We start from the raw sequence: 22,184 nt of genomic DNA, 5'->3' as shown, positions 1-22,184 counted from the left end.
GCTCCTGCCGGTTCATCCGTCCTTCCCAGCGCCCAGCGCTTTCCTGCAGGCATCCAGCCCCTTGCCGATGTGCTTGCGCACCATGTGCACCGACACATCCAGCTGTGCCCCCACCTGTTGGCAGTCCAGCCCTTCGCGGTAATGCAGTTCCATCACCCGCCGCGTGGTGGGGGGCAGTTGTGCGATAGCGCCGCGGATCCCGCTCCAGCGCTGCGCCCGCTCGAAATCACCCTCGATGTCCTCTTCGCTGCTGAGTACCTCGGCCAGCAGGTCGACGTCCTCGATCTGTGGCAGGCCGGAGCGCGAACGTGCCTGTTCACGGGCCAGGTTGGCTGCCACGGCGAACAGATAGGCTTCAGGGTTCTCGATCGCCGCGGCGTCTTCGCCGGTGCTGCGCAGCAGGCGCAGGTAGACCTCCTGCGCCAGATCCTCGGCATCGGCAGCGTGTGAACCACGCCGAAGGAAGAAGCCACGCAGCAGGCGGCGCCGCAGGGCGTAGCTCTTCTCCCAGATCCTGACGCTGTTCACAACCGACCAACCACCCCGAGGCTGGAAAACCCAGCAGGGTGCACACCGACGATGACAACCGCATTGCAGCGGCGCCGGGCAAAGCGCAGGTTCGCGCAGACCCAACCCTCACCTGTCTACCGGCCAACCCATGCGCCGCCTACGCTTGTCTCCCCGGCAGCCACCAAGGCCGCCCCCGCGCCACGGCCCTGCCGGCGCGACTCCGCTCCAGAGCTGTCGCCCTGCCGGCGGTGTCGCGCAGATGCCGGCCGGCGCTCTCTGGAGACGCAGCATGAACCAGGCACACTTCCCTCTCGACACCGATCCGCAGGAAACCCGCGAATGGCGCGAGTCCCTGCACGCGGTGATCAAGGCTGGCGGCCGCCCCCGCGCGCACTACCTGCTGGACCAGCTCGATGAGCTTGATGTGCAGCAGCATGGCGACCTGCACACCCGCGCGTGGACCGCCTACACCAACACGATTCCACCCGAGCGCCAGCCCACCTACCCGGGCGACCTGGCCATCGAGCGGCGGTTGAACGCGATGATCCGCTGGAACGCCATGGTGATGGTGTTGCGCGCCGGCAAGCATTCCAATGTCGGCGGCCACATCGCCACCTACCAATCCGCCGCGGTCATGTATGACGTGGGCTTCGATCACTTCTTCCGTGGCCGTACCGACACCTTCGACGGCGACATGATCTACATCCAGGGCCATTCCGCACCCGGCATCTATGGCCGTGCATTCGTGGAAGGCCGCATCAGCGCCGAGCGCATGGACAACTTCCGGCGCGAAGCCGGGCGCGAGGGCCTGTCCTCGTATCCGCACCCGCGATTGATGCCGGAGTTCTGGCAGTTCCCCACCGTATCGATGGGCCTGGGCCCGCTGACCGCGGCCTATCAGGCCCGTTACATGCGCTATCTGGAATACCGCGGGCTGAAGCAGCACCAGGGCCGCAAGGTCTGGGCCTTCCTCGGTGATGGCGAAATGGACCAGCCCGAATCGCTGGCGGCCATTTCGCTGGCCGGGCGCGAGCGACTGGACAACCTGGTATTCGTGGTCAACTGCAACCTGCAGCGCCTGGACGGACCAGTGCGCGGCAACGCCAAAGTGATACAGGAACTGGAAGGCACCTTCCGTGCCGCCGGCTGGAACGTCATCAAGGTGATCTGGGGCGGTGGCTGGGACGACCTGCTGGCACGCGATCACAGCGGCCTGCTGCGCCAGCGCATGATGGAGTGCGTGGATGGCGACTACCAGACCTTCAAGTCGCAGAGCGGCGCCTACGTACGCGAACACTTCTTCGGGCGCTACCCGGAACTGCTGGCGCTGGTCGCACACATGAGCGACGAGGAGATATGGGCGCTGACACGTGGCGGCCACGATCCGCAGAAGGTGTACGCCGCCTACCAGCAGGCAGTGAACACCAGCGGCCGGCCGACCGTGGTACTGGCCAAGACGGTGAAGGGCTTCGGCATGGGTGAGGCCGGCGAAGGCCAGAACATCAATCACCAGTTGAAGAAGATGAGCACCGATGCGGTGCGCGCCTTCCGCGACCGTTTCGATCTGCCCGTCAGCGATGAACAGCTGGAGGAAATGCCGTACCTGCGCCCGGCGCCGGGCAGCCCGGAGGCGCTCTACTTCGCGCAGCGTCGCCAAACGCAGGGCGGCCAGCTGCCGGCACGACTGGCACAGGTCGATCCGCTGCCGCTGCCAGCGCTGTCCACGTTCAACGCACAGCTGCAGGGCAGTGGTGATCGCGGCCAGTCCACCACCATGGGTTTCGTGCGCATCCTCACCACCCTGCTCAGGGACCCCGAGCTGGGCAGGCTGGTGATCCCGATCGTGCCCGATGAATCGCGCACCTTCGGCATGGAAGGCCTGTTCCGCCAGATCGGCATCCACTCTCACCTCGGCCAGCTGTACACGCCGCAGGATGCAGGCCAGCTGAGCTATTACAAAGAAGCCAGGGATGGCCAGATCCTGCAGGAAGGCATCAACGAATCCGGCGCGATCTGTTCGTGGATCGCCGCCGGTACCGCATACGCCAACCACGGCCTGGCCACGATTCCGTTCTACATCTTCTATTCGATGTTCGGCCTGCAGCGCGTCGGCGACCTGGCCTGGGCCGCGGCCGACGCGCGCACCCGTGGCTTCCTGCTTGGCGCCACCTCGGGCCGCACCACGCTGATGGGCGAAGGCCTGCAGCACGACGATGGCCACAGCCACGTGCTGTCCTCGGTGATTCCCAGCTGCGTGTCCTACGACCCGACCTACAACTTCGAGCTGGCGGTGATCATCCACGACGGCCTGCGCCGCATGTACGTGGACCAGGAAGACATCTACTACTACATCACCCTGCTCAACGAGAACTACCCGCACCCGGCCCTGCCCGACGGCGCCGAAGCCGGCATCCTGAAGGGCCTCTATCTGCTGCGCCCCGCCGCTGCCGACACCATTGCACAGCCTCGCGCGCAGTTGATGGGCAGTGGCTCGATCCTGCGCGAGGTGCTGGCCGCCGCCGATCTTCTGCAGCAGGATTTCGGTATCAGCAGCGACGTCTGGAGCGCCACCAGCCTGACCGAACTGCGCCGCGACGGCCTGGCTGTCGAGCGCTGGAATCTGCTGCACCCGGCCGACGAGCCGCGCGTCCCCTACGTGCAGCAGTGCCTGCAGGACCACGCTGGCCCGGTGGTGGTGGCAACCGACTACATGAAGATCGTCGGCGACCAGATCCGTTCCTTCATCAGCGATCGTCGCTTCATCGCACTCGGCACCGATGGTTTCGGCCGCTCGGATACACGCGAATCGCTGCGGACGTTCTTCGAGGTCGATCGCCACTTCATCGTGCTGGCGGCACTGAAGGCCCTGGCCGACGATGGGCATGTCGAACGAAGCCTGCTGCAGCAGGCGATCGACCGGTACGGGATCGATACTGGCAAGCGCGACCCCGCCGCAGCATGACAACGCAGCAGCAGCATCCGCAGAGCGCGCCTCTGCGGATGTCGCTGCATCACATCGCTACGGCAACCGCTTGAACAGGTTGGTCTGCAGGATCGGCGTACCGTCATGAGCGAAGAACGCCTTGGTTTCGGTCATCGTTGAGCGGTCGGCGGCCACCGTATACACACGGGTGGACGCCGGCGCACCGTGATCGACCAGCTGCATCACCAGCGTGTTCGGCGCCGGCAGTTTCAGCGTCGCCTGGTTGGCACCGTAGCTGCCGGTCAGCGCCGCGGGCGTGCCGTCCAGCGCCAGCGTACCTTCGGATTTCATCGTCTTGCCATCATGCAGGACGATATCCACGTGCGAGCTCCACCTGCCCGCGCCGGCGTCCTTGAATTCCAGCACGACCCGTTGCGGACGCTGTGCTTCAGGCAGCGCGGACGTGGCGATATCCAGCGACCAGCGGCCGAGCAGCGGCGAGGACTTCGAGCTTTCAGCCAGGGCAGGCATCGCCTGCAGCAGGGCCACGGACAGCAACGCGGCGGACAACAGCTTCATGCGAGGCTCCTTTCGAGTGAGGGAGGTGCTGCAGGCGCGTTGTGGGGTACCCGCAAAAGCGGATGCTGCGCGCCAACGTCCGGTCGTGCAAGCGCTGGCCGATGCCCCCCCTCCCCTCCGTCTTGTGACGCTGAATAGTTACGTTATAACCTTTCACATTCTTTTCACGGAGTGTGTCATGCGTCGTCACCTGCTTGCTGCAGCCATCCTGTTCGTCGTCCACAACGTCCATGCCAGCGACGGCCCCACCCTGCCCGCCGCCCAGGTCGAGGCAAGCAAGCCCTCCCGGATCGACAGCATCGTCACCGTCGAGACCCCGCAGGCGCAGAACCGCACCCTCGGCGGCATGCTTGAACATGTCTCCGGCGTGCAGAACAGCGCCTTCGGGCCCAATGCCGGTGCGCCGGTCATCCGCAGCCTCAGCGGCAACCGCGTGCAGATCCTGGAAGACGGCCAGTCCATCCTCGGCATGAACGCCTTCAGCGGCGACATCAACATTCCGTTCGATCCGCTGTTCGTGCACAGCGTCACCGTCAACAAATCCTCCGATACCGTCCGCTACGGCGGCAACGCCATCGGCGGCAGCGTCGACATCGACTCCGGCCTGATCTCGCGCACGATGGAGGACAAGGACCAGTCGATGGAACTGGTCCTGCGCAAAGGTTTCAACGCGGCCGATGCGCAGGGCTTCCGCATGAACTTCAACAACCAGCGGAATGTCTCGACGAACCTGCAGGTCTCGCGGCAACGCATCTCGTACTACGACATTCCCGGCCACAGCAAGGCGGGCGTCTGCAACACCCGGCTGTTCCCGGCCACCGGCGGCGTCAATTCGGCGCTGGCCGACAGCTGCCAGAAGGAAGCGCGCGTCCAGCAGCTCTACAACAAGGCCTCGCAACCCTACATCGACCAGTTCATGACCGAGAACCCCGATTGGGCCGATGGCGATTTTTCCTTCTATACCAACAGCCCGACCTCGGTCTGGCAGCGCCGCACTTACATCAATCCAGTCAACCCGGCCTATGTCGCCGGCACGCCTTCGTACGTACAGAAGCAGATCAACAACGATGTGACCCCCGATTACCACCATCGGCTGGGCAACAGCTACTCACGCAGTTCGCAGGTTGCACTCGGCTCGACCTGGTTCTTCGATCGCGGTTACGTCGGCGTCAGCATCGATGCCAAGGACAGCGAATACGGTGTGCCGGGCTTCTCGATGCAGAACCTGTCCTTCGGCGCGAACCCTGCCGACGGCCTGCCGGTGGGCGTGGTGATCAAGCAGCAGCGCTACGCCCTGGAAGCATTGCTGCGAGATCCGCTGCCGTACGTCGAACGTGCCGAACTGCGGGTTTCAAAACTGGACAACACCTCGGGCGAGCGCCTGGGCTCGACCAGGGCCAACGACTACGACTTCCAGAGCACCCAGGCAGAACTGTTGCTGGTGCATCAACCCGTCGGGCCGCTCAGCGGCGTGCTGGGCCTGAGCCATCAGGCGCGCGACGTCACCGGCAGCGGCACGCTGCGCTACCTGCCTGATGTGGAAACGCGCAGCAACGCCGTGTTCCTGAAGGAAACCCTCGACTTCGGCTGGGTTTCCTTCGATGCCGGTGTCCGCCATGAACGCGTGGACCATGACCTGCAGCCCAGCCGCTTCAAGACCTCGCGCAATGCTGCCAACACCACGCTGCCGGACCGCTCCTATCGTCTCAACAGTTACAGCCTGGGCTCGTATGTCGAACTCGGCCCGCTGTTCGCCGCCAAGGTGCGCTATTCGTCTTCGCAGCGCGCACCGGAGATCAACGAGCTGTATGCCAGCAACGCGCATTATTCGGTGATGACCCAGGAAGAAGGCAACCAGAACCTGGAGCCGGAACGCGCGAAGAACCTGGAGCTGACCGGACTGTTTCATCTTGGCGGCTTCGCGCTGTCAGCCACCGCCTACCGGATGAAGTACGAAAACTACCTCTACCAGGGCCACTCCGGCATGCAGATGGCCAACCGCCTGCCGCTGAAGTACTGGAAGCAGACCGACACCACGGTGAAGGGATTCGAGATCGATGCCTCGCAGGCGCTCGACCTTGGCGGCTACGGGAAATTGAATCTGTCCGCCTTCGCCGATCTGGTCAGGAACCAGGCCGATCGTCCGGACACGCTGCGCGCGCACAACGATGGCGAGTACCTGCCGAACATGCCGACCAACCGCTATGGTGCCAACCTGCAATGGCAGCGCGACCGCTGGAAGGTACAACTGTCCAGCACCTACTACGACAAGCAGAAGTACCTGGGCCGCAACGTCAGCGAAGAGATTCCGCTGGATGCATTCAACCTGGTCGATCTGCAGGTCAGCCGCGAGTTGCCGGTACGCAATGCCTACATCGCCGGGATGGAAGTATTCGTCAACGGCAGCAACCTTCTGGATGACGACGCCCGCCCACACAACTCGCCGTTGAAGTACATCGCACCGCTGCCCGGTCGCGGGTTCCAGGTCGGTGTGACCGTGAAGCTTTGAACCAGGGGCGGCAGCATCGCGCCCGAGGAACGTGAACCGCGGGCGCGGTTGCGCGCACGACAGGCGCGATTACCATCGGCCCTCCGGTCAACCATCGACGAAAAGGAGGATTCAATGCACTGGATGCATGCAATTTCCTGTGCGCTGCTGTTGGGCGTTTCGTCCACTGCAGGCGCGGCCTCGGCCATTGCCTACGATGCGGATGGCGCCTATGGCTACTCGATGAACCAGGCGACGGTGAGCGCCGCGATGCAGAACGCCGTGAAGTACTGTGCCGCCCGCTCCCACAACTGCGGGCAGTCGGCCGTCGCCAGCGGCAAGAGCTATTCGGCCATCTTCACCGGAACGGTGTCCATGGGCTTCGCCCTGGCCGAGGCCAGTCCGGAAGGCGCGCAGCGCAAGGCAGACAAGATGTGCCGGGAACGCGCCAACGACTGCACGCTGGCGGTGATGTGGGGCGAGCAGCCGTCCCGGGTGATCGAGCGACCGTGGCATCCCGGCGCGCCGGCGCCGACTCCGGCAGCGGCGAGCGGCCGCAGCGACTGATCGTTGATCGGTGAGACAGCCGCCCAGCGTCGATAACACTGGGCGGCTAGGGTGTAGGCAAAGGCCGTGCTGGAACAAGGCCGATGCGGCAGGGCACGGCGAGCACGGGCCAACCATACAGATGTTGAAGGCGAAACTCGTACATCAGCGCTTATAGCCTCCAGTCACCTCAGTTGTGACCCAGCGTTCCACGCCGTCGAGCCGCGCGATAGCAGGCGTTGAACACGGCCAGACCCACCGCCAGATACACCGCCGCATTGCCGACAATGAACAGCAATCGTGGCCCTTCGCCTTTCAGCAGAAGCCCGTCCTGTTCGGCAATGATCCACGCGGCAGCATGACTGAAGGGAAGCAGCGCCAGCATGTTGCCGGGATAGGCCGGCAAACCCACCAGCGCGACAACTCCAAGCAGCATCAGCGCATTGACTGCCTCAGCCTGTTTGAACAGCACGCTCAGACCGCCCATGATCAGACCAAGGCCCAGCAAGGAGGGCGCTGACACCAGCAGGATCGTGATCAGTGGAAGCACGGGGACGTCAAGCGGAAGACCAACGATCCAGAACGTCACATGCAACAGAACCAGCGTCCCCGTCAGAGCACCTGCAATCTGCACACTGCTGCGCACCAGCAGGATGACAGCCAGCGGACGCCCCACTACGCAAAGCTGTTCCAGCGTGCGCCGCCGCACCTCGTCCGCTGCCTCTCCGGCCACGCCGCTGTACGACGCGCTGGCAAAACTCCATACGACGAAGCCTAAAGCCAGCGACGACTGCTTCGGCAGAAGATCCGTGCTGGGCAGCCAAGCCATGCCGTATGCCAAGCCGGCAAATACCGCCAGCAGGACCAACGAACTGACCACGAGTTCGAACGCGTAGCGACGTTGCCGATGGAAATGAAGCAGGATCTCTGCACTGTAGAAGCGCAGCAGGGTCATGGCAGATCCCTGGTGTGTGGAGCGGTAGCCTCTGCTACAACATCTACTGACGTGATGCTTGCGTGGCACAGATCAGGGTAGATTCGCGCCAGGGCCTGCAGTTGGCTCAGCTGGGCGGCGAACGTACCGGTCCGCGAAAGGGCGGCCAGCACCGATGCGGGCAACGGATGGATGGCCTGCACGGTCAGGCGGTGGCGTTCGACAGCAGTGCTGGCAAGGGTTCCGGCGCGCTCAAACGCGCACCGCCCTGCCTCCATGCCGACCACCCGCTCGGCCGTAGCCGCGACAAACCCAGCATCGTGGGAAATGGTGATCACGCTGGCGCCACGCGCCTGCTCTTCCTTCAGCACGGACTGCAGGGCCTGGGTACTCTCCACGTCCAGCCCCAACGTGGGTTCGTCCAGCATGATCAGGTCCGGACGGTGGGCCAGTGCACACAGCAGCGAAGCGCGCTGTCTATTGCCAGTAGATAGACGGCGCACCGCTCGCTGCAATGCGTGCAGTCCAAGTTGTACAGCCAAGGCTTGCACGTAGCCTCGGTCCATCCTCTTACCGCGCAGGCGGCAGGCGTACTCGCAGTTTTCCTGGATGCTCAATCGTTCATAGAGGTTGGCCCGACCTTCCAGCAGCAGACCAGTACGTTCAAGTCCGCGCCGGCCGGTTCCTACCAGCGGCCGGCCCAGCAAACGAACCTGCCCACAAGTCGGCTCGATCAGGCCAACGATGCTCTTGAACAACGTAGTCTTGCCCGAACCATTGGGTCCGACGATCGCGACTGACTCCCCTTGAAGCACCCGCAGTGACACTCCAGTCAGCGCCTTTACTGGACCGGGGAACTCCTTGTGCAGGTCTTCGACCCAGACTGCCTCATCCATCAAGATCTTCCTTGCCTCAATGCTTCCAGTAGCGGTCATGTCGTCGTCAGCGCCTTAGACTTCAAGTGCCCGGAGAAATTCATCAGCAATCCGTTGGGCACTCTGATCCGCACTGGCAGCCACATGGCCACGGAGGATCTCCGGAACATTCGACACGCCAAGGTCATGAGCAAATCGGCTGATGATAGTCGGCGTGTGGAATATCAAATTCTCACGAATGGTTGCGCACGTCGTCTGCGGCGACAGGTCCAGATCGAATGAATACTGCCGGCTCATTTTCATCTTAGGTACGACAACATTGATGGAGATAGAGAAATTTTCAGAAGGAAACTGCACATGAATATCCTGGCTATCTCGGTAGAACATTACCCGACCACGCGACAGGCGCGTACGCTCAAGGAAGCGAACCTCCACCTTCTCCCCGACGTCGCCGATCACGCTCTGATGGTCGTATTCGAAAAGTACCGTTTCATAACCCGGCCCTTCGTACCCAAGGCTCAGTAGAGCAAAGTTGTGATCATGTGGATCCTCATAGAAGAAGATTTCCTCTCCGGTGATTCCTGTAGGCGGAATCCAGATAGCGGCACGGATGAAGTAATGATCAGCGCGGTGGAGCATGAACACCTGCGGCGTGTAAGGATTTATTGAGTCGAACCTTCTCTCGTCAGCCAATTGGCGCAGGATGGTCTCGGATAGAAATGTGCGGTTGTTGTACAACTTGCGCATCATCATCGCTGCGAACTCTAGGTTGTCATTGAGGACGTTTTCTCCTTGCCCGTCAAGAAACTCGATCAACTCATCAAGGCTGATCGATTCTTCACTATCCAAATCCCAGGAATATGCCAATGTATCACCCTCAAATGTGACCATGCTGCCGCAGGCTCTGGATTGTGCGATCTGCGGCCGCGCGAACCTGCGGGTGAGCGTCCGAGCTGGCGCGCATCAGCAAACCTGCACCACGTTGCAGGTCCAAGCGCAGCAGCGTTTTCACCGCTTTCCAGCGAACGAAGTAGAACCGGCTTGCTTCATAGATCTTCTCCAACCTGTCCGGCGTTCCTTCTGCAGGAAATCGACCTAGGATGTCCATTGCGAATTCGAGGCGACTGGCATGGACGCTCGCTGAAGAAACTCCAGTTCGCCGCAGGGATTGGCGGCCGTAGTGGCACACCAAGTCCGAATGATCGTTGATTACCAGCTGGAGCAGCCAGATCGTACCGTCCACAGACATGGTTTCAAATGCATCCTGACCCCGGCGTATGGCAACCATGTCGCCGCCAGAATATGAAACTACACTGCAATGCTGCAGCACCTCACCATCTGAGTCCGGCACGACCTCCAGATGACGAAGTTGCATGGTGCCACTCCCCAAGAACAGAAAACATGCATCATTCGCCAACAAACTCAACTGGTCCCGCGAGAAACTGGGTCCGCCATCGGATCTCACCGCACTGAATTTAAGGCCCATTTGGGGGACCTTGGTAAGCAATATGGTCTTGACCTCATCCCGGCAAATCTCTATGTGGTCGTCGGTTTGGTAGGCGCCCCTTCCTTCCAACGAGTGGTCATCCATGCAGGACAGTAGCAACTCCGCCAAACCTTTGAACTCGACAGTCGCGGCAGCCTTTAGTAAGGGCATGTAGTCTTCAATGCCATTTGATCGAGAATCCAAAATCGCAAGAATACTGGCGAGCCCATCCGCACGATCACCGACATTCAGACCGGCAATTTCGCGTCGCCCTGGCCCACTCTGCGGTCGTATCTCAGCGTTCATATGTCCTCCTCCCTCCACCGAGGAAGCCGCCCACCTCACGGTGGGCGACCAGCCGTATTACCTCAGAGGTTGGTTATAATTTTCACCGCGCCCTTGATCGCGGCGCATTTCCAACCACCGATGTTCCCACCATCACAGCTCAGGCCGACCGGCATCTCCAGATCCGATATGAGAGCTTCAATGTTTCCGTTCTTCATGGTCTATTCCTTGTAGTTGTTAACTGCCACTCGAATGGATATCCCTTCCGACATGCGTGCACTCCATCGCACACGAAACTGCATTGGTGGCAGCAGATGTCGCCAGCCGCCGCCTGATTGATCTCGCTACTCGTAACGCAACGCCTCAATAGGATCGAGCCGGGCAGCCTTTGCGGCGGGAATAATTCCAAATATCACCCCCACCAACCCAGAGAACGCAACTGATAGAATCACCGCCCACCATGGCACTACAGCCGCGGGCAGCCCGGGAATCAACGCCGAAGCTAGCGCCCCTCCTGCGTAGCCGATCACCACGCCTATCAGTCCGCCTATAGCGCTCAGCACCATCGCTTCCCCAAGAAACTGCAGCAGAATCGAGCGTGACGTTGCGCCCAGCGCCTTGCAGATGCCGATTTCACGGGTTCGCTCGGTGACGGAAACCAGCATGATGTTCATGATTCCGATTCCACCGACCAGCAATGAGATCCCGACCACCCCTGCAAATACAGTGCTCACCAAATTGATAATGGTCTTGAGCGAGTCTCCCAGCTGATCTGGAGTTTCGACCCTGAAGTCATCCGCAACATCGTTGCTCAAACGCCTTGACCGACGAAGCGCCTGCTCTGAGCGTTGCTTTACGAGTTCAATATTCGTGCGATCCCGTACGTGGAGGTCGATACGCAGGTCGATCTGTGCAACGTCACGCACAAGCGCCAGCCCGGTTGAGAAAGGTACCAAGACAAAGTCATCCTGGCTGAAGCCGAATACCTCGCCCCGCTCCTCCATGACACCGACCACCTTGCACCATTCCGAGTCGATGCGGATATAATCGCCCAGGGGATTCTCGCGCAGATTCAGATTCTTCCGCAGGGCCTCTCCAATCACGCATACTCTCCGGCGCGAGTCATTGTCCGCTTCGGTAATGAAGCGCCCCAAGCGGGGATAGACCTGACGCGAGTGCTGGTAAGAAGGCGAACTCGCAATTACCCGGGTGAATGCCTCTACACGACCGGCACTGACGGTTCCGCCATAGTCACCCATTACGTCGAGCGTGGGTGAGATTTCAGCCAAGTACTGCACGCTATCCTGCAGCTGTTGGAAGTCAAGGAGAGAGATACGACTACGACGGCCCTGCAGCTGGTCCTCGAACGAGGTTTCAGCACGCACGCTCAGACTGTTGGCACCGAGACCAGCAAACTGCTCTGTGATTGATGCCGCCATACCCTGGAAAATTGACACGACGGCAATGACAGATCCGACACCAATGATGATCCCCAGTACCGTCAACAGGCTGCGGAGTGCATGCGCACGAATACTTTTTAAGGCGTTCTCAAGAATGAGGAGAAGCTCAGCCATGTGATGAACTCCGGCAATCGCTGCTGATGGATCCGTTCTCGATGCGGATTCTGCGCTGGCATCGTTGGGCTATGTCCTGCTCATGGGTAACCATCACGATCGTGCTACCCTCCCGCCAGAGCACATCAAACAAGCCCACTATTTCTTCGGTAGTGGATGCATCAAGATTTCCGGTCGGCTCATCCGCCAGGAGGATGCTGGGCTCTCCGCATAGAGCTCGGGCTATGGCCACGCGCTGACGCTGCCCCCCTGACAGCTGGCTCGGCAGGTGCCAAGCGCGCTCGGAGAGTCCAACCTTCTGCAGCGCATTCATCGCGCGCTCTTCCCGTTCACTGCGCGCCATGCCACGGTATCGAAGCGGGTGGGCAACGTTACTGAGAGCCGATTCACGCGGCATCAGGTTGAAGCTCTGAAAGACGAAGCCAATTCGCTCGTTACGAACTCTGGCCAGGGCTGGTTCGTCCAAGGCTGACACATCCTGTCCGCCAAGTAGATACTGCCCCTCTGTCGGGCGATCCAAGCAACCAAGTATGTTCATCAGCGTTGACTTTCCAGAGCCAGAATGACCGATGATCGCGGCGTACTCATTCGCACTGATCTGCAGATCAATTCCGCGTAGTACGTGCAGATTCTCGCCCGCCATGTCGTAGTACTTGTGCACCGATCTCAACTGCAGGGTCGGATGCATCATGGCGCACCGGAACCGGCGAGCTTGGCCCTGACTGACTGGTTGTCACGCAAATGCCGCATGACTTTGCCCGGCCCGACCACCACACGTTCTCCAGACTCCAGCCCTGAGACGATCTCGACGTATGTGTCGTCGGACAGTCCTGATTCCACGTAGCGCCTAAGTACAGTACCCCCCAACTCCACCAGCACATACTGACGGCGGTGTCGCTTCCTGTCGCGATGCGAAGTTTCGTCGGCATCTTCCACGGTCCCTGTCAGGACGGCCTGCACTGGAACAGCAATTGGCTCACGCCCCTCATCCACGAGTATCTCAGCTCTACAACTCATGCCTGTGCGCAACGAACCATGATCACCTTCCTGCAGTGAAATCTCCACTTCGTAACTACGTTCGGTAGTATTGAGATCCGTGCCTTTCCGTGGCGGCGCCAGCGCGATCCTCTCCACGACGCCAGTGATCGCCTTGTCCACGGCCGAGCCGGCAAAAACCCTTGCTGTCTGCCCTGACTCTACCCGAGCGACATCCATTTCATCCACCTTGATGGTGGCAGTCATAGTGGAGAGATCGGAAATGGTCATCAGATTGGAACCGACGATTCCATTGGAACTCGGCACTGCGGTCTCGCCTACCTTCAAGGCGACTGTGGTCACCACACCGCTAATCGGCGCGCGGATTAGAGTTTTTGACAGGCTCTCGTTTGCCTGCGCCAGAGCGGCCTTCGACTGGCGCAGCTCCTCTTGACTGGCAGCGAGCTTCAAACGCGCCAGCTCGGCTTCATGCTGCACTTTTTCGTCGCTTGCGACGTCAACCAAGCGGTCAGCAACGAGCTCCGCACTACGCCGGGCCTGCTGCTGCCTGAGCCTCAGCATAGCCTCCTGCAGCTGGATATCCACTTGCTTCTGGCGGACCTGGGACACACGCTGTTCGACTTCAGCCTTCTGCGCCTCCTGATCAAGAATCATTACAAGCTGCCCCTGCTGGACAGCGTCTCCTTCTTTGACCATAACCTCGCGTACGCGACCTATTACCTGCGGCGAGAGAGCGGCGGCATCTTGGAAGTCGAATGTGCCAGAGCCCAGCACAGTGGCGCGCAAGGCGCGCGGGGAGACGACTTCCAACTCAACCTGGGGCGGCGCGCCACGTTTGTGCATCGACAGTCCCAGACTGCCCACTGCAACCGCCAGCACGATACCTGCTGCAAGATGGCGTCGCGTCATACGCCAATTCCCGCCAGGACCATGATTGCCCAGACGACGTAGATCAGCACTATCGGCGTGGTTGCAATGATCACTGCTCGCAGCGCACTGAGCTTCATCCAGCGCGAAACACCAATGGCACACAGCACGACGGCCCACAGCGTCTGGATGCCCACTGCACCAGCCAGCGCAAGCCAGGGACTGTCTGCAGATAGACCCACCAACTGGGCCAATGCCAACGGATTGGCTGACTCCGGAAGAATCTGGTGAGAACCGCCGAGCACAGACCGCATGGCCGTCAGCAACAGTGCGAACGAATCAGGCACGGTCAGCCACGCAGCGAAAACGAACCAGGACGAGCCAACGCGCTCAACGTATTGAAATCGCGCGACGAGGCTCAGATAGATTGCGGTCAGCAGTATGACGGCAATTGCGATCACCAGAGACGAGACGATGGTGACCAAGCCAAGAAGGCCTCGTCCCATTAAATCATGCATCAGCTGGAGCTCTTGGCCACTCAAGCCGCTGGACTCGGCCAGCAGTCGGTCCTGCAACCAAGCAATATCTACCGTTGCGAAGTAGGCCGACCACGCAGCGACCGTTGCCACGACCAGGAGCAGCAAAGGCAGTACCGACTTTCCCTTGTGACTGATCTGGTCCCATGCCTGCTGCGGCGCGAGCACCAGATCACCCAAGACCCTAGCTCCGGCAATCGTCATGCTGATCCTCCAGAATTTCCATTCAGTCCGCGCTCGGCCCGCCGAGCCTCTTTTTGCTTTGTAAGTTCAGATTTCATCTGCTCAAAATGGGATTTCATTCGGGAATCGCCTAGCTCACGGACCAGTACTTCAAGGTTCCGGGTAGAGGGAAGCAACTCTTCAATGCTGGCGATGCGACCGGCATGTATGTCGAAGAGGTACTGCTCGGATACCGGAGTGACTTCAGGGATAAAGTTCAGCGAAACCGACAGCGTTTCTGGCGGCCACTGAGCGTGGACATCCACACTCTTGCGAAACAGCAGCATGGTTCCGGGTGCAAGGCGCTGCCGCCCCTGCGGGGTCAATGCAACCTGCTCGCCAACACTGCCCGCGACGCTGGCATTGTCATAGGTCCACAAATCCGTCTGATATCCAGGACCATGCAAGCCGATGGTCAGGAAGTCAAAGTTGTGATCGTGTGCATACTGGCTACCGTAGACATAGAACCGATCAAAATGTCCCCGATTTACGTCAGCGAACGGATCGTCGGCAGCAGGCCATAGATTTACCCTAAGATAGAATCCACTACGCCGCGCCAGAATGAAGCTTTGGCCGCTGTAACGGTTGTCGCTCTGAAACGATGCCAGTTCTTGCTCAAGCTCATCAGCTAGGAAGCTACAAAACAGGCCGGGTGTATTGTGCAGCGCATGAAAATTCTTCCAGAGTTCGGGCCACGTGGCGATATTCTGCAAGCGAAGGGGATCTTGGGCTTCCACCCAATCGCAGAAGCTCTGCAGATCCATCATTTCGTCAGTGGCGGCATTGATCAGCGGCATGCCGTGTTGCCCTGCTGAAGTTGCGTCCACGCTGTGTTCGCGGCAGCCATGATGTGTGGGTGCGGATCGTCGCGCAGCGCATCCAGAGCGCGCAAGCCAATGTCGAGGTCGACGTTCAGGAGTGCCTCGATGGCCTTCCACCGAATGAAATGTGCCGGGTGGCGCAAGAGCTTCTGGAGCACCGGGATCAACTTCACATCGCCGAAATTCGCGATGTATTCACAAGCATGCTGCAAGCGAGAGAGGTGCTGACTGGCCGCCGTGGCATAGATTGCCTGACCGGTCTGCGAGTCGTGGCGGGTTATCAAGTGCCGACCGAACGCCTGTCGGCTTACGACCAACGTTACGTACGCCCGCTTTGACCAGGCCACTATATGGTCGCGTTTCCCATCCAGGAACAGAGCGCAGCCACGCTTCAGCACCTCGGTATAGCCGTTCTCCACAGCGCGGCTGTCTTCAAGCTCCCCCTGCTCTCCATAAGGGCTGCGAAAGACTTCCAAATGCACGCAGCATTCACTTACTAGAGCGATGACACAGTCCTGCGGAACACTGCACATTTCCCGCGGGCGGGTGCGCCCAGCAGCCTCCACGCCCAGTGCAACCGAGTAGCCGTTTTCGTCGAGAATCGGAAGCAGGTTTCCAACCCTATCAAGAGCCGATTGCCCCTTGTTATGGCGATAGAAATAGTCAGCGAAGAACTGCGCACAGCTGTTCCCAGCAGCGATTTCAGCAATCATTGGAACCAGAGATAGCAGTTCGCCCTCTGCATTTCTGGTGTCGTTCAATGCAGCCTGCAACCGGCCCATACCTTCGTTGGGAAACATGATGATGCCCATTGCTCTGGAAGCTCGTTTCAAGGAGCGCTGCGCGACTGACGTCACGCAGCGCACGCTACCCTCAGTGCAGATCGCCTGCGTAGAGAATGAGATCAAGGGCAACGATTGCAACGAATACCGGAGCTACAGCTTGGGGATCACCAAATCCAGCGGGAACGACAGCCAATGCGAGTGCCGGGAGCGTGATTTTCATATCGATTCTCCTTATCACTGCAGGTTGTAAACGCGCGCAAGACCCTGAGCGCGACCTGACCGTAGCATCGCGACCTCAGAAACCTCAATGTTCATTAGCGACATTTTCCGAATAAGACGCGACGCAACGCGCCACAAGTTCGGGACGCTGCCCGCCCTCCCTAGGGACCATTGATGTTCAGCACGTTCACGCGCAAGAAGGTTCGCAGTGTCACAGCTCTTTTCTCTGGCGCCTGGACAGGAGCTTTCAACTACTACCTAGCGTCCACTTACGACAGGTCCACCACCAAGAAGGTGTATCTACTGCTGCTTTCAAGAACAGTGGCTTTGCAGAGCCGCGGAACTGTCAAATTAGGCCAGCCGTTTGTAACTCGTCGGCGTCGCTATGGCAGAGTGCATCCTGTTAGTTGATACCTGTGCTGGTGACCGCCACCGGGTTCTTTGCAGTGGCGGCGGCTTGCCGGCGCCCAGCGTTAACTGCAGGAGTCTCTTAGCAACTGTCCGAAGACATCATGCAATTGCTCGGACGCGTCAACGATCTGCCTCCGAAGCAAGAACCAAGCATCCCGCGTCTACACTGCGTGTACGCCGTACAGCCACCCTGTTGTCAAAGGCGACATCGCGATGAACTGCCTCTCAGCGCTTCTGACTTCGAGCCTTGGGCAATGACGCCACTTGACTGTTTGCGTCGCATACGTATGGCCAACCTTGGCGACCATCTCAGCGATTCGACGGCTTCAACGAAAGATGTGCCGGCAGATCGGCGAAGCGCCGGCCAGGTGTGGGGTCGGCATCGCCCCCCCTGCCCTTCCCGAAGTAAGCCCCACTTCTTATTCCAACTGGCAGGGCGACCTTTGGCGTCGGACTGCATGCTCCGATTAAACGGCCCAGGATCGCAACCAACGCCCACAACATTCCCTTGTGTTGACCAATCTGGGATGCGCCTCTATTGGTGGAGTTAAAGATGTCTTCCCGGGCTGGCGCCGACGACTGTGGGTCCAGGTCGCGGAAGAACCGAAACGCCCTTAGTGCGGTAGAAGGTCATCCACCCTGCTCTGACATACAGGCACACAGGGCTGCTGCCACCTCATACAGCCCATGTCGTGCCTTCTGGCCTCATCGGGGTCTTCTTGAATTGAAGGTCGGCCAGCGACGGCCTGGGCGTGCACCGGAGCCAGAGCGGTGCAGGACGAAGAAGCGATCTTCCAACTTGTCGCGGGGAGCATCGAGTGAGCTGCTTCAGCTCGCGGATGTCCTGCTTGTTCTGCTCGACCTGCACGGCTGCTTGGCCAGTTCGAGCTTCAGCGCCGGCACGTCCGCCAGCTGGGTGTCGATGGTCTGCAGCTGCTGCTGGACCGTGGTCATCTGCTGGTTCGTGACCTGCTGCTGGGTGAGCACGGCCTGCATAGAGCCGACCAACCAGATGCCACCGGCGATCGTGAAGCTGGTGAAGACGCCAACAATCCACTTTTCAACCGGCCCCAGGGAGATGCGAATGCGGCCGTCCTGGCTCGGCTGGGCTTCCATGCTCATACGCCCCCACCCAACTTGCCGTAGGCGATGGACTTGCGCCACAGGGTTTCCAGATGCGAGATCAGGTTGCCGGCGGTGGCAGTGCTGATGCCGATATCGGCCCAGTTGCGCCAGTACGTGGTGGCCGCGCGATCGATGCCGCCGACGGTGCCCACTGCCGGGGTGGTGCTGACCAGCGCGTCCAAGCCCGGAACCGCCTTCGGGTTGGTGGCACCGTCCAGGTGCACCTCGATGTCCCAGTTCTCCTGGAAACCATCCTTCAGGGTGGTCCAGTTCTCCTGGAGGATGTTGACGATCTGGATCTTCTCGGCTTCGGTCATCACCGCGTTGCGGTCATCGGTGAGGATGATGCCGTTGTTGGCCAGCTCGGTCTCGTTGAGAGTGAAGCCGTCGAAGGCCTCATACGCCTGGAACGGCGCCAGACGCACGGTCTTCTTGCGGTTGTAGGTGACCTGGTCGTCACCGGTGTAGTTCTGGTAGTTCGAGTCGTTCGTGTAGCGGATCTTCTCGTTGAAGACGCCGTTGCCGAAGATCGAATCCTGGCGGTTCTGGATCAGCCAGTTGGCCAGCGGGCGCTGGGTGGTGAACTGGTCGACCGGGTCGTTGGTCGCATAGGTCTGGAGCTGGGTATTGGCACCAGACACCATCTGCGCAGCGGTAAGCGGCATAGGAATGGCCTCGGAAGGAAAGATGGCCAGCCCGCGAGGGCTGAGGTTCTTTCCGCGTTCCGAGGGCGCGAAGCTCGTTACAGCGCTACCGGCGGCGAACCCGGCTTACGTCACACGCGGGGCGGCTGGTGTGCCGCTCGGTGGTCAAGATGCCAGCGCTGGTGGGCGCGTCAATGGGCGATCCCCCGGGTACATTCGGAGAGCCGGGGCAAGCCGGCTATATCAAAAAGGGGCAATGGAATGAGCTTTCCCGTAACTGCGTTCTTTGTGGCCGAAGCATCGGAAGTGCCAGCAGGACGCTTCTACATCAACAAGGGCCAGTGGTTCATGTCAGTCGACGCCAACCATGGCCAGGGCGGCAGCCTTTCCGCTATCTGTCTGACAGGCGAACACACCGGCGTTTTCTTCCCCCGGGACATAGGAACCGTCACCTATGTGGGTGGGGAATACCAGGTCGAGATCCGTGTGCCCGGCATCGAGGCCACCGTGGATCGGCAGCAAGGAAACTGGAACGCCTCGATCATCATCGGGGATTCGTTCGCAATCTACTCCCAGCACGGGAATGGCGATGCTGTGTTCGGTCTCGATGGAGTCTGGAGCAAGGGAAACGGTCTTTCTGGATGCCGCCGGCGATTCACTGAATGGTCGGCGTGGCTCGTTCGGCCGGATGGTCGCCAGATCGGGGATGAACCACTTTTCAACGTGGTTTCCATTCCGAAGGTCGATTAAAGAGAAAGGGGCCGAAAGGCCCCTTTTTCTTTACTGCCCGCGCGCCTTCGCGGCCTGCACCCCAAGATCAAACGCGTTTTCGGGCGTGATCTGCGGCGCCACCGGTGCGGCAGAGTTCGCCCTGATCGGGTTGGGCGCGTTCCGGGCCACAGGTGCTGCAGCAGCGGGAGCAGCGATGGCGGTGGCCGGCAGGGCCAGGTACGCACGGTGGATCTCGGTCTGCCACTGCGACGGCGGCAGTGTGCGCTGGATCAGCTCAATGCTGGGCGTCAGCAGCGCCAGCTTCTGGTCGAACTGTGCGTCGCTCGCGCGGAGCTGTGCGCCCAGCTGCTGCACCGACGCGATGCCCTGCTGGTACTGCACGTCCTGCTGCTGCCGATCCTGCTGCGCCTGCGTGTGGCTCTGCTGCAGCTGGCCGGTGTGGCGGTGCTGGGCAAGCTCCAGGGCCACGTCGCGGGTGATGTCGCCCGAGGTGACGCGGCCGGCCAGGTCCGGGTGAGCACTCAGTGGATCGAAGCCAGGCGCCTCACGACCCAGCTGCTGGCCAAGCCACTGCAGCTCACCCTGCATCCGGTCGTAAGCCTCACCCATGCGCTTCGGATCGCCGCCCGCCAGCCGGTGGCGGAGCCGGTCTGCAGCGGTGGGTTCGCAGTCTCTAACGGCAGCGGCGAGAAATACATGGCGTGGGGGCAGGTAGGCTCCGAGTGGACCGCTGACAGGTCGGCCGCACTCTGGCTGGTTCGTCGCGCCGATGCCGAGGCGCTTGCAGCTGAAAACGAGGACGCGTGGTCCATCCTGCCGGTCGAGCGCTGCGCTCTGCCACCGAGCGGCTGGGCATGCACGTTGGCAGAGTGCCATGAGGGGCCGTGTCCGACTATCGCCGCCCCGCCCGCGCAGGCAGTGGACCTGCCCTACTCGCTCGACGCCGATCCGGCAGGCATCCGCTCGCGCGTTGCTGATTCGATCACGGGCACGCTATGGGTTGGCGCTCAGGGTCACACGCTGCCGCCGGCTGGTCACTGGCTGGAGCCGTTCTGGCGGGCAGCACAAGCTGACGCCCTGGTTCTGCAACGCACGCGTGGCGCACTGCTGGCTGCGGCGAGGTCGCTCAGGACCATTGCTAACTCGACCAAGGACACCGAGTTCCTTGAATCCGCCAGTGAGGTCCGGGCGTATGCCAACAGCCGCGCGAACTGCGCCGAGCACGCCCTGCTCGACAGCCAGGCGGTGGGCAATGGCTGACGGCGAATCCTACATCGACTGGTACGGCAAGGGGCGCAAGCAAAACTGGCGTACGCCACGCGGCATGTTCGACGCCCTAAACGCAGAGTTCGGCTTCACGATGGATGGGGCGAGCGAGCCAGGGAATGGCCTGTTGCCGGTCGCCTCAACTGCCGAGGCCCCTATTAGCTGGGCAGGTCAGCGTGTCTTCTGCAACCCGCCGTGGTCCAACATCCGCCCCTTCATTGACTTGGCCGTGCAGGCAGAGGTGGCCGTGTTCCTCGTCCCCGCACGAACGTTGGTTGGTTCCATCACGCGCTGGATCTCGGAGCAACCGTCAGATTCTTCAAAGGCCGTCCGAGCTTTGAACTTCCCGAGCACACCGGCAAAGGCCACAACAGTCCCGTCGACTGTCTGTTGCTGGTGTTCCAAAAGGAGCCCGCCCATGGCTGACCAGCTGCTCACCACCGCGCTGACGTGGGGCATCGCCGGGTCGCTGTTCCTGCTGGTGGCCGGCGCCTTCTGGCTGGCCCGGCAGGCATACCGCGCCGCGCGCGCATGGCTGCGCTGGTGCTGGCGGAGGTGCGCTCATGGCTGACACACAGCGCGAACGCGTGATGCACCGGGAGATCGGAATGGATCTCGCAGAGCGTGTCGTCCTCGACTTGCTGGAAAGCGGCTGGTCGCGCCAGTCGCTGCGGAAGCACGAGGCGGCCGGGCCGACCCCGTGCGGTACTGCCTTCTACCTGGTTCGGGATGGCGGCATCGCCGTTGCCTACTTCCCCATTGCCGAGTTCACTGACGCTAACGGCCGCGGGCTTTTCTTCCCCATCCGCGACTTCTTCCCTCCGGTCCAGAAGTCTGCGCACGGCGAAGTCGACAGCCTGGAACCGTTCGAAGTTGGCGATCAGGTTCTCTCGATGGACCGCGATCTGGAAGGGTCGTGGAACTACGAAGATGAAGTGCGGGCTGTGCGGCCGCATCCCGGGCACCACACACAGTTCGGCGGCAGGGACTACTACCAGGTGAAGATCAAGGACCGCGTGGGCGGTAGTGGTGGCTGCCACGACCTTGTGCCCATCGCCGGCAGACCGTGGCAGATGCGTGGCGAGGGAGAGTGCCTGATCCGCATAAGGCCCGCGCCCTTGGCCGTCGCGGCCACTCGGCCGGCGCTGCCCGGGCCAACTGGACCTGTTTGCATGACCGCCCAGCTTTTCCCCTACGAACCGCGCCGCATGAAGCAGCCGGCCAAGGATGTGCTGCGCGAGCAGCTGGCCGTCGCCGCGGATCGAATCATCGAGCAGGCCGAGGAAATCCAGCGCCTGCGCGACGCCGCAAACCAGGCCACCGAGCAGCTGCGCGCTGCGCTGGCCACGAACTGAAGGAG

General features: G+C 61.1%; 24 protein-coding genes. 7 read left to right on the top strand and 17 right to left on the bottom strand.

Annotation, left to right across the window (positions count from 1 at the left end):
• Positions 1-12: 12 nt before the first annotated feature.
• Entirely contained in the window at positions 13-528 is a 516-nt protein-coding gene (locus GIW57_RS14365) for a sigma-70 family RNA polymerase sigma factor (protein WP_100464763.1), read from the bottom strand.
• 271 nt (positions 529-799) lie between these two features.
• Between GIW57_RS14365 and aceE the strand changes: the two genes are divergently transcribed.
• Positions 800-3,472 carry a pyruvate dehydrogenase (acetyl-transferring), homodimeric type gene (gene aceE / locus GIW57_RS14360; protein ID WP_236511661.1) on the top strand — a complete coding sequence of 891 codons (2,673 nt, stop codon included), beginning with the start codon at positions 800-802 and terminating at the stop codon, positions 3,470-3,472.
• Positions 3,473-3,529: 57 nt separating this feature from the next.
• Here aceE and GIW57_RS14355 read toward each other — a convergent pair whose 3' ends face one another.
• Positions 3,530-4,012 carry a LuxR family transcriptional regulator gene (locus GIW57_RS14355; RefSeq protein ID WP_236511660.1) on the bottom strand — a complete coding sequence of 161 codons (483 nt, stop codon included), beginning with the start codon at positions 4,010-4,012 and terminating at the stop codon, positions 3,530-3,532.
• A 178-nt stretch (positions 4,013-4,190) separates the two neighbouring features.
• Between GIW57_RS14355 and GIW57_RS14350 the strand changes: the two genes are divergently transcribed.
• Together GIW57_RS14350 and GIW57_RS14345 are read left to right on the top strand one after the other, a co-directional pair.
• Positions 4,191-6,521, top strand: a complete 2,331-nt coding sequence (locus GIW57_RS14350; protein ID WP_236511658.1) for a TonB-dependent receptor — start codon at positions 4,191-4,193, stop codon at positions 6,519-6,521.
• Positions 6,522-6,635: 114 nt separating this feature from the next.
• Positions 6,636-7,067 carry a DUF4189 domain-containing protein gene (locus GIW57_RS14345; RefSeq protein ID WP_236511656.1) on the top strand — a complete coding sequence of 144 codons (432 nt, stop codon included), beginning with the start codon at positions 6,636-6,638 and terminating at the stop codon, positions 7,065-7,067.
• Positions 7,068-7,236: 169 nt separating this feature from the next.
• On the opposite strand, the gene GIW57_RS14340 is transcribed toward GIW57_RS14345, so the two are convergent.
• The 14 genes from GIW57_RS14340 to GIW57_RS14285 all read right to left on the bottom strand — a co-directional run bounded on the left by GIW57_RS14340 (position 7,237) and on the right by GIW57_RS14285 (position 18,847).
• Positions 7,237-8,001, bottom strand: a complete 765-nt coding sequence (locus GIW57_RS14340; protein ID WP_236511654.1) for an ABC transporter permease — start codon at positions 7,999-8,001, stop codon at positions 7,237-7,239.
• Positions 7,998-8,876 (bottom strand): ABC transporter ATP-binding protein, encoded by an 879-nt coding sequence (locus GIW57_RS14335; RefSeq protein WP_236511652.1) that lies wholly within the window; start codon positions 8,874-8,876, stop codon positions 7,998-8,000. Before GIW57_RS14335 ends, GIW57_RS14340 begins: the two co-directional genes overlap by 4 nt.
• Before the next feature lie 54 nt (positions 8,877-8,930).
• Entirely contained in the window at positions 8,931-9,746 is an 816-nt protein-coding gene (locus GIW57_RS14330) for a hypothetical protein (protein ID WP_236511650.1), read from the bottom strand.
• On the bottom strand, positions 9,733-10,647 hold the full coding sequence (locus GIW57_RS14325; RefSeq protein ID WP_236511648.1) for a hypothetical protein: 915 nt from the start codon (positions 10,645-10,647) through the stop codon (positions 9,733-9,735). Before GIW57_RS14325 ends, GIW57_RS14330 begins: the two co-directional genes overlap by 14 nt.
• Positions 10,648-10,709: 62 nt before the next feature.
• Positions 10,710-10,844, bottom strand: a complete 135-nt coding sequence (locus GIW57_RS23710) for a hypothetical protein (RefSeq protein WP_268927392.1) — start codon at positions 10,842-10,844, stop codon at positions 10,710-10,712.
• Between the two features lie 126 nt (positions 10,845-10,970).
• Positions 10,971-12,200, bottom strand: a complete 1,230-nt coding sequence (locus tag GIW57_RS14320) for an ABC transporter permease (RefSeq protein WP_236511646.1) — start codon at positions 12,198-12,200, stop codon at positions 10,971-10,973.
• Entirely contained in the window at positions 12,193-12,888 is a 696-nt protein-coding gene (locus tag GIW57_RS14315; RefSeq protein WP_236511644.1) for an ABC transporter ATP-binding protein, read from the bottom strand. Before GIW57_RS14315 ends, GIW57_RS14320 begins: the two co-directional genes overlap by 8 nt.
• Positions 12,888-14,105, bottom strand: coding sequence for an efflux RND transporter periplasmic adaptor subunit (locus GIW57_RS14310; protein ID WP_236511642.1), 1,218 nt, complete (start codon positions 14,103-14,105; stop codon positions 12,888-12,890). The genes GIW57_RS14315 and GIW57_RS14310 overlap by 1 nt, the downstream gene beginning before the upstream one ends.
• Positions 14,102-14,803, bottom strand: coding sequence for a YIP1 family protein (locus tag GIW57_RS14305; RefSeq protein ID WP_236511641.1), 702 nt, complete (start codon positions 14,801-14,803; stop codon positions 14,102-14,104). Before GIW57_RS14305 ends, GIW57_RS14310 begins: the two co-directional genes overlap by 4 nt.
• A complete protein-coding gene (locus GIW57_RS14300) occupies positions 14,800-15,618 on the bottom strand; it encodes a hypothetical protein (protein ID WP_236511639.1) in 819 nt (272 codons plus the stop codon). The genes GIW57_RS14305 and GIW57_RS14300 overlap by 4 nt, the downstream gene beginning before the upstream one ends.
• On the bottom strand, positions 15,609-16,454 hold the full coding sequence (locus GIW57_RS14295; RefSeq protein ID WP_236511637.1) for a HEAT repeat domain-containing protein: 846 nt from the start codon (positions 16,452-16,454) through the stop codon (positions 15,609-15,611). The genes GIW57_RS14300 and GIW57_RS14295 overlap by 10 nt, the downstream gene beginning before the upstream one ends.
• Before the next feature lie 61 nt (positions 16,455-16,515).
• Positions 16,516-16,647, bottom strand: coding sequence for a hypothetical protein (locus GIW57_RS23705; RefSeq protein WP_268927391.1), 132 nt, complete (start codon positions 16,645-16,647; stop codon positions 16,516-16,518).
• Between the two features lie 1,238 nt (positions 16,648-17,885).
• A complete protein-coding gene (locus tag GIW57_RS14290) occupies positions 17,886-18,179 on the bottom strand; it encodes a hypothetical protein (RefSeq protein WP_236511635.1) in 294 nt (97 codons plus the stop codon).
• Positions 18,176-18,847 carry a phage major capsid protein gene (locus GIW57_RS14285; RefSeq protein WP_236511633.1) on the bottom strand — a complete coding sequence of 224 codons (672 nt, stop codon included), beginning with the start codon at positions 18,845-18,847 and terminating at the stop codon, positions 18,176-18,178. The genes GIW57_RS14290 and GIW57_RS14285 overlap by 4 nt, the downstream gene beginning before the upstream one ends.
• Before the next feature lie 240 nt (positions 18,848-19,087).
• On the opposite strand from GIW57_RS14285, the gene GIW57_RS14280 reads away from it, so the two are divergent.
• Positions 19,088-19,576, top strand: a complete 489-nt coding sequence (locus tag GIW57_RS14280; RefSeq protein WP_236511631.1) for a hypothetical protein — start codon at positions 19,088-19,090, stop codon at positions 19,574-19,576.
• A gap of 30 nt (positions 19,577-19,606) precedes the next feature.
• On the opposite strand, the gene GIW57_RS14275 is transcribed toward GIW57_RS14280, so the two are convergent.
• A complete protein-coding gene (locus GIW57_RS14275; RefSeq protein WP_236511629.1) occupies positions 19,607-20,167 on the bottom strand; it encodes a hypothetical protein in 561 nt (186 codons plus the stop codon).
• Positions 20,168-20,476: 309 nt separating this feature from the next.
• On the opposite strand from GIW57_RS14275, the gene GIW57_RS14270 reads away from it, so the two are divergent.
• From GIW57_RS14270 to GIW57_RS14260, 3 genes are read left to right on the top strand one after another with little or no spacing between them, the layout of a single operon-like run.
• A complete protein-coding gene (locus GIW57_RS14270; RefSeq protein ID WP_236511628.1) occupies positions 20,477-20,818 on the top strand; it encodes a hypothetical protein in 342 nt (113 codons plus the stop codon).
• Entirely contained in the window at positions 20,811-21,395 is a 585-nt protein-coding gene (locus GIW57_RS14265; protein ID WP_236511626.1) for a phage N-6-adenine-methyltransferase, read from the top strand. The genes GIW57_RS14270 and GIW57_RS14265 overlap by 8 nt, the downstream gene beginning before the upstream one ends.
• A complete protein-coding gene (locus GIW57_RS14260) occupies positions 21,388-22,179 on the top strand; it encodes a hypothetical protein (protein WP_236511624.1) in 792 nt (263 codons plus the stop codon). Before GIW57_RS14265 ends, GIW57_RS14260 begins: the two co-directional genes overlap by 8 nt.
• Positions 22,180-22,184: the final 5 nt, after the last annotated feature.

The organism is Stenotrophomonas sp. PA-6-5C (assembly GCF_021605635.1).
GTDB lineage: Bacteria > Pseudomonadota > Gammaproteobacteria > Xanthomonadales > Xanthomonadaceae > Stenotrophomonas > Stenotrophomonas lactitubi.
The sequence above is the reverse complement of the archived record's forward strand: the minus strand, read 5'-3'. Positions and strand labels throughout refer to the sequence as shown.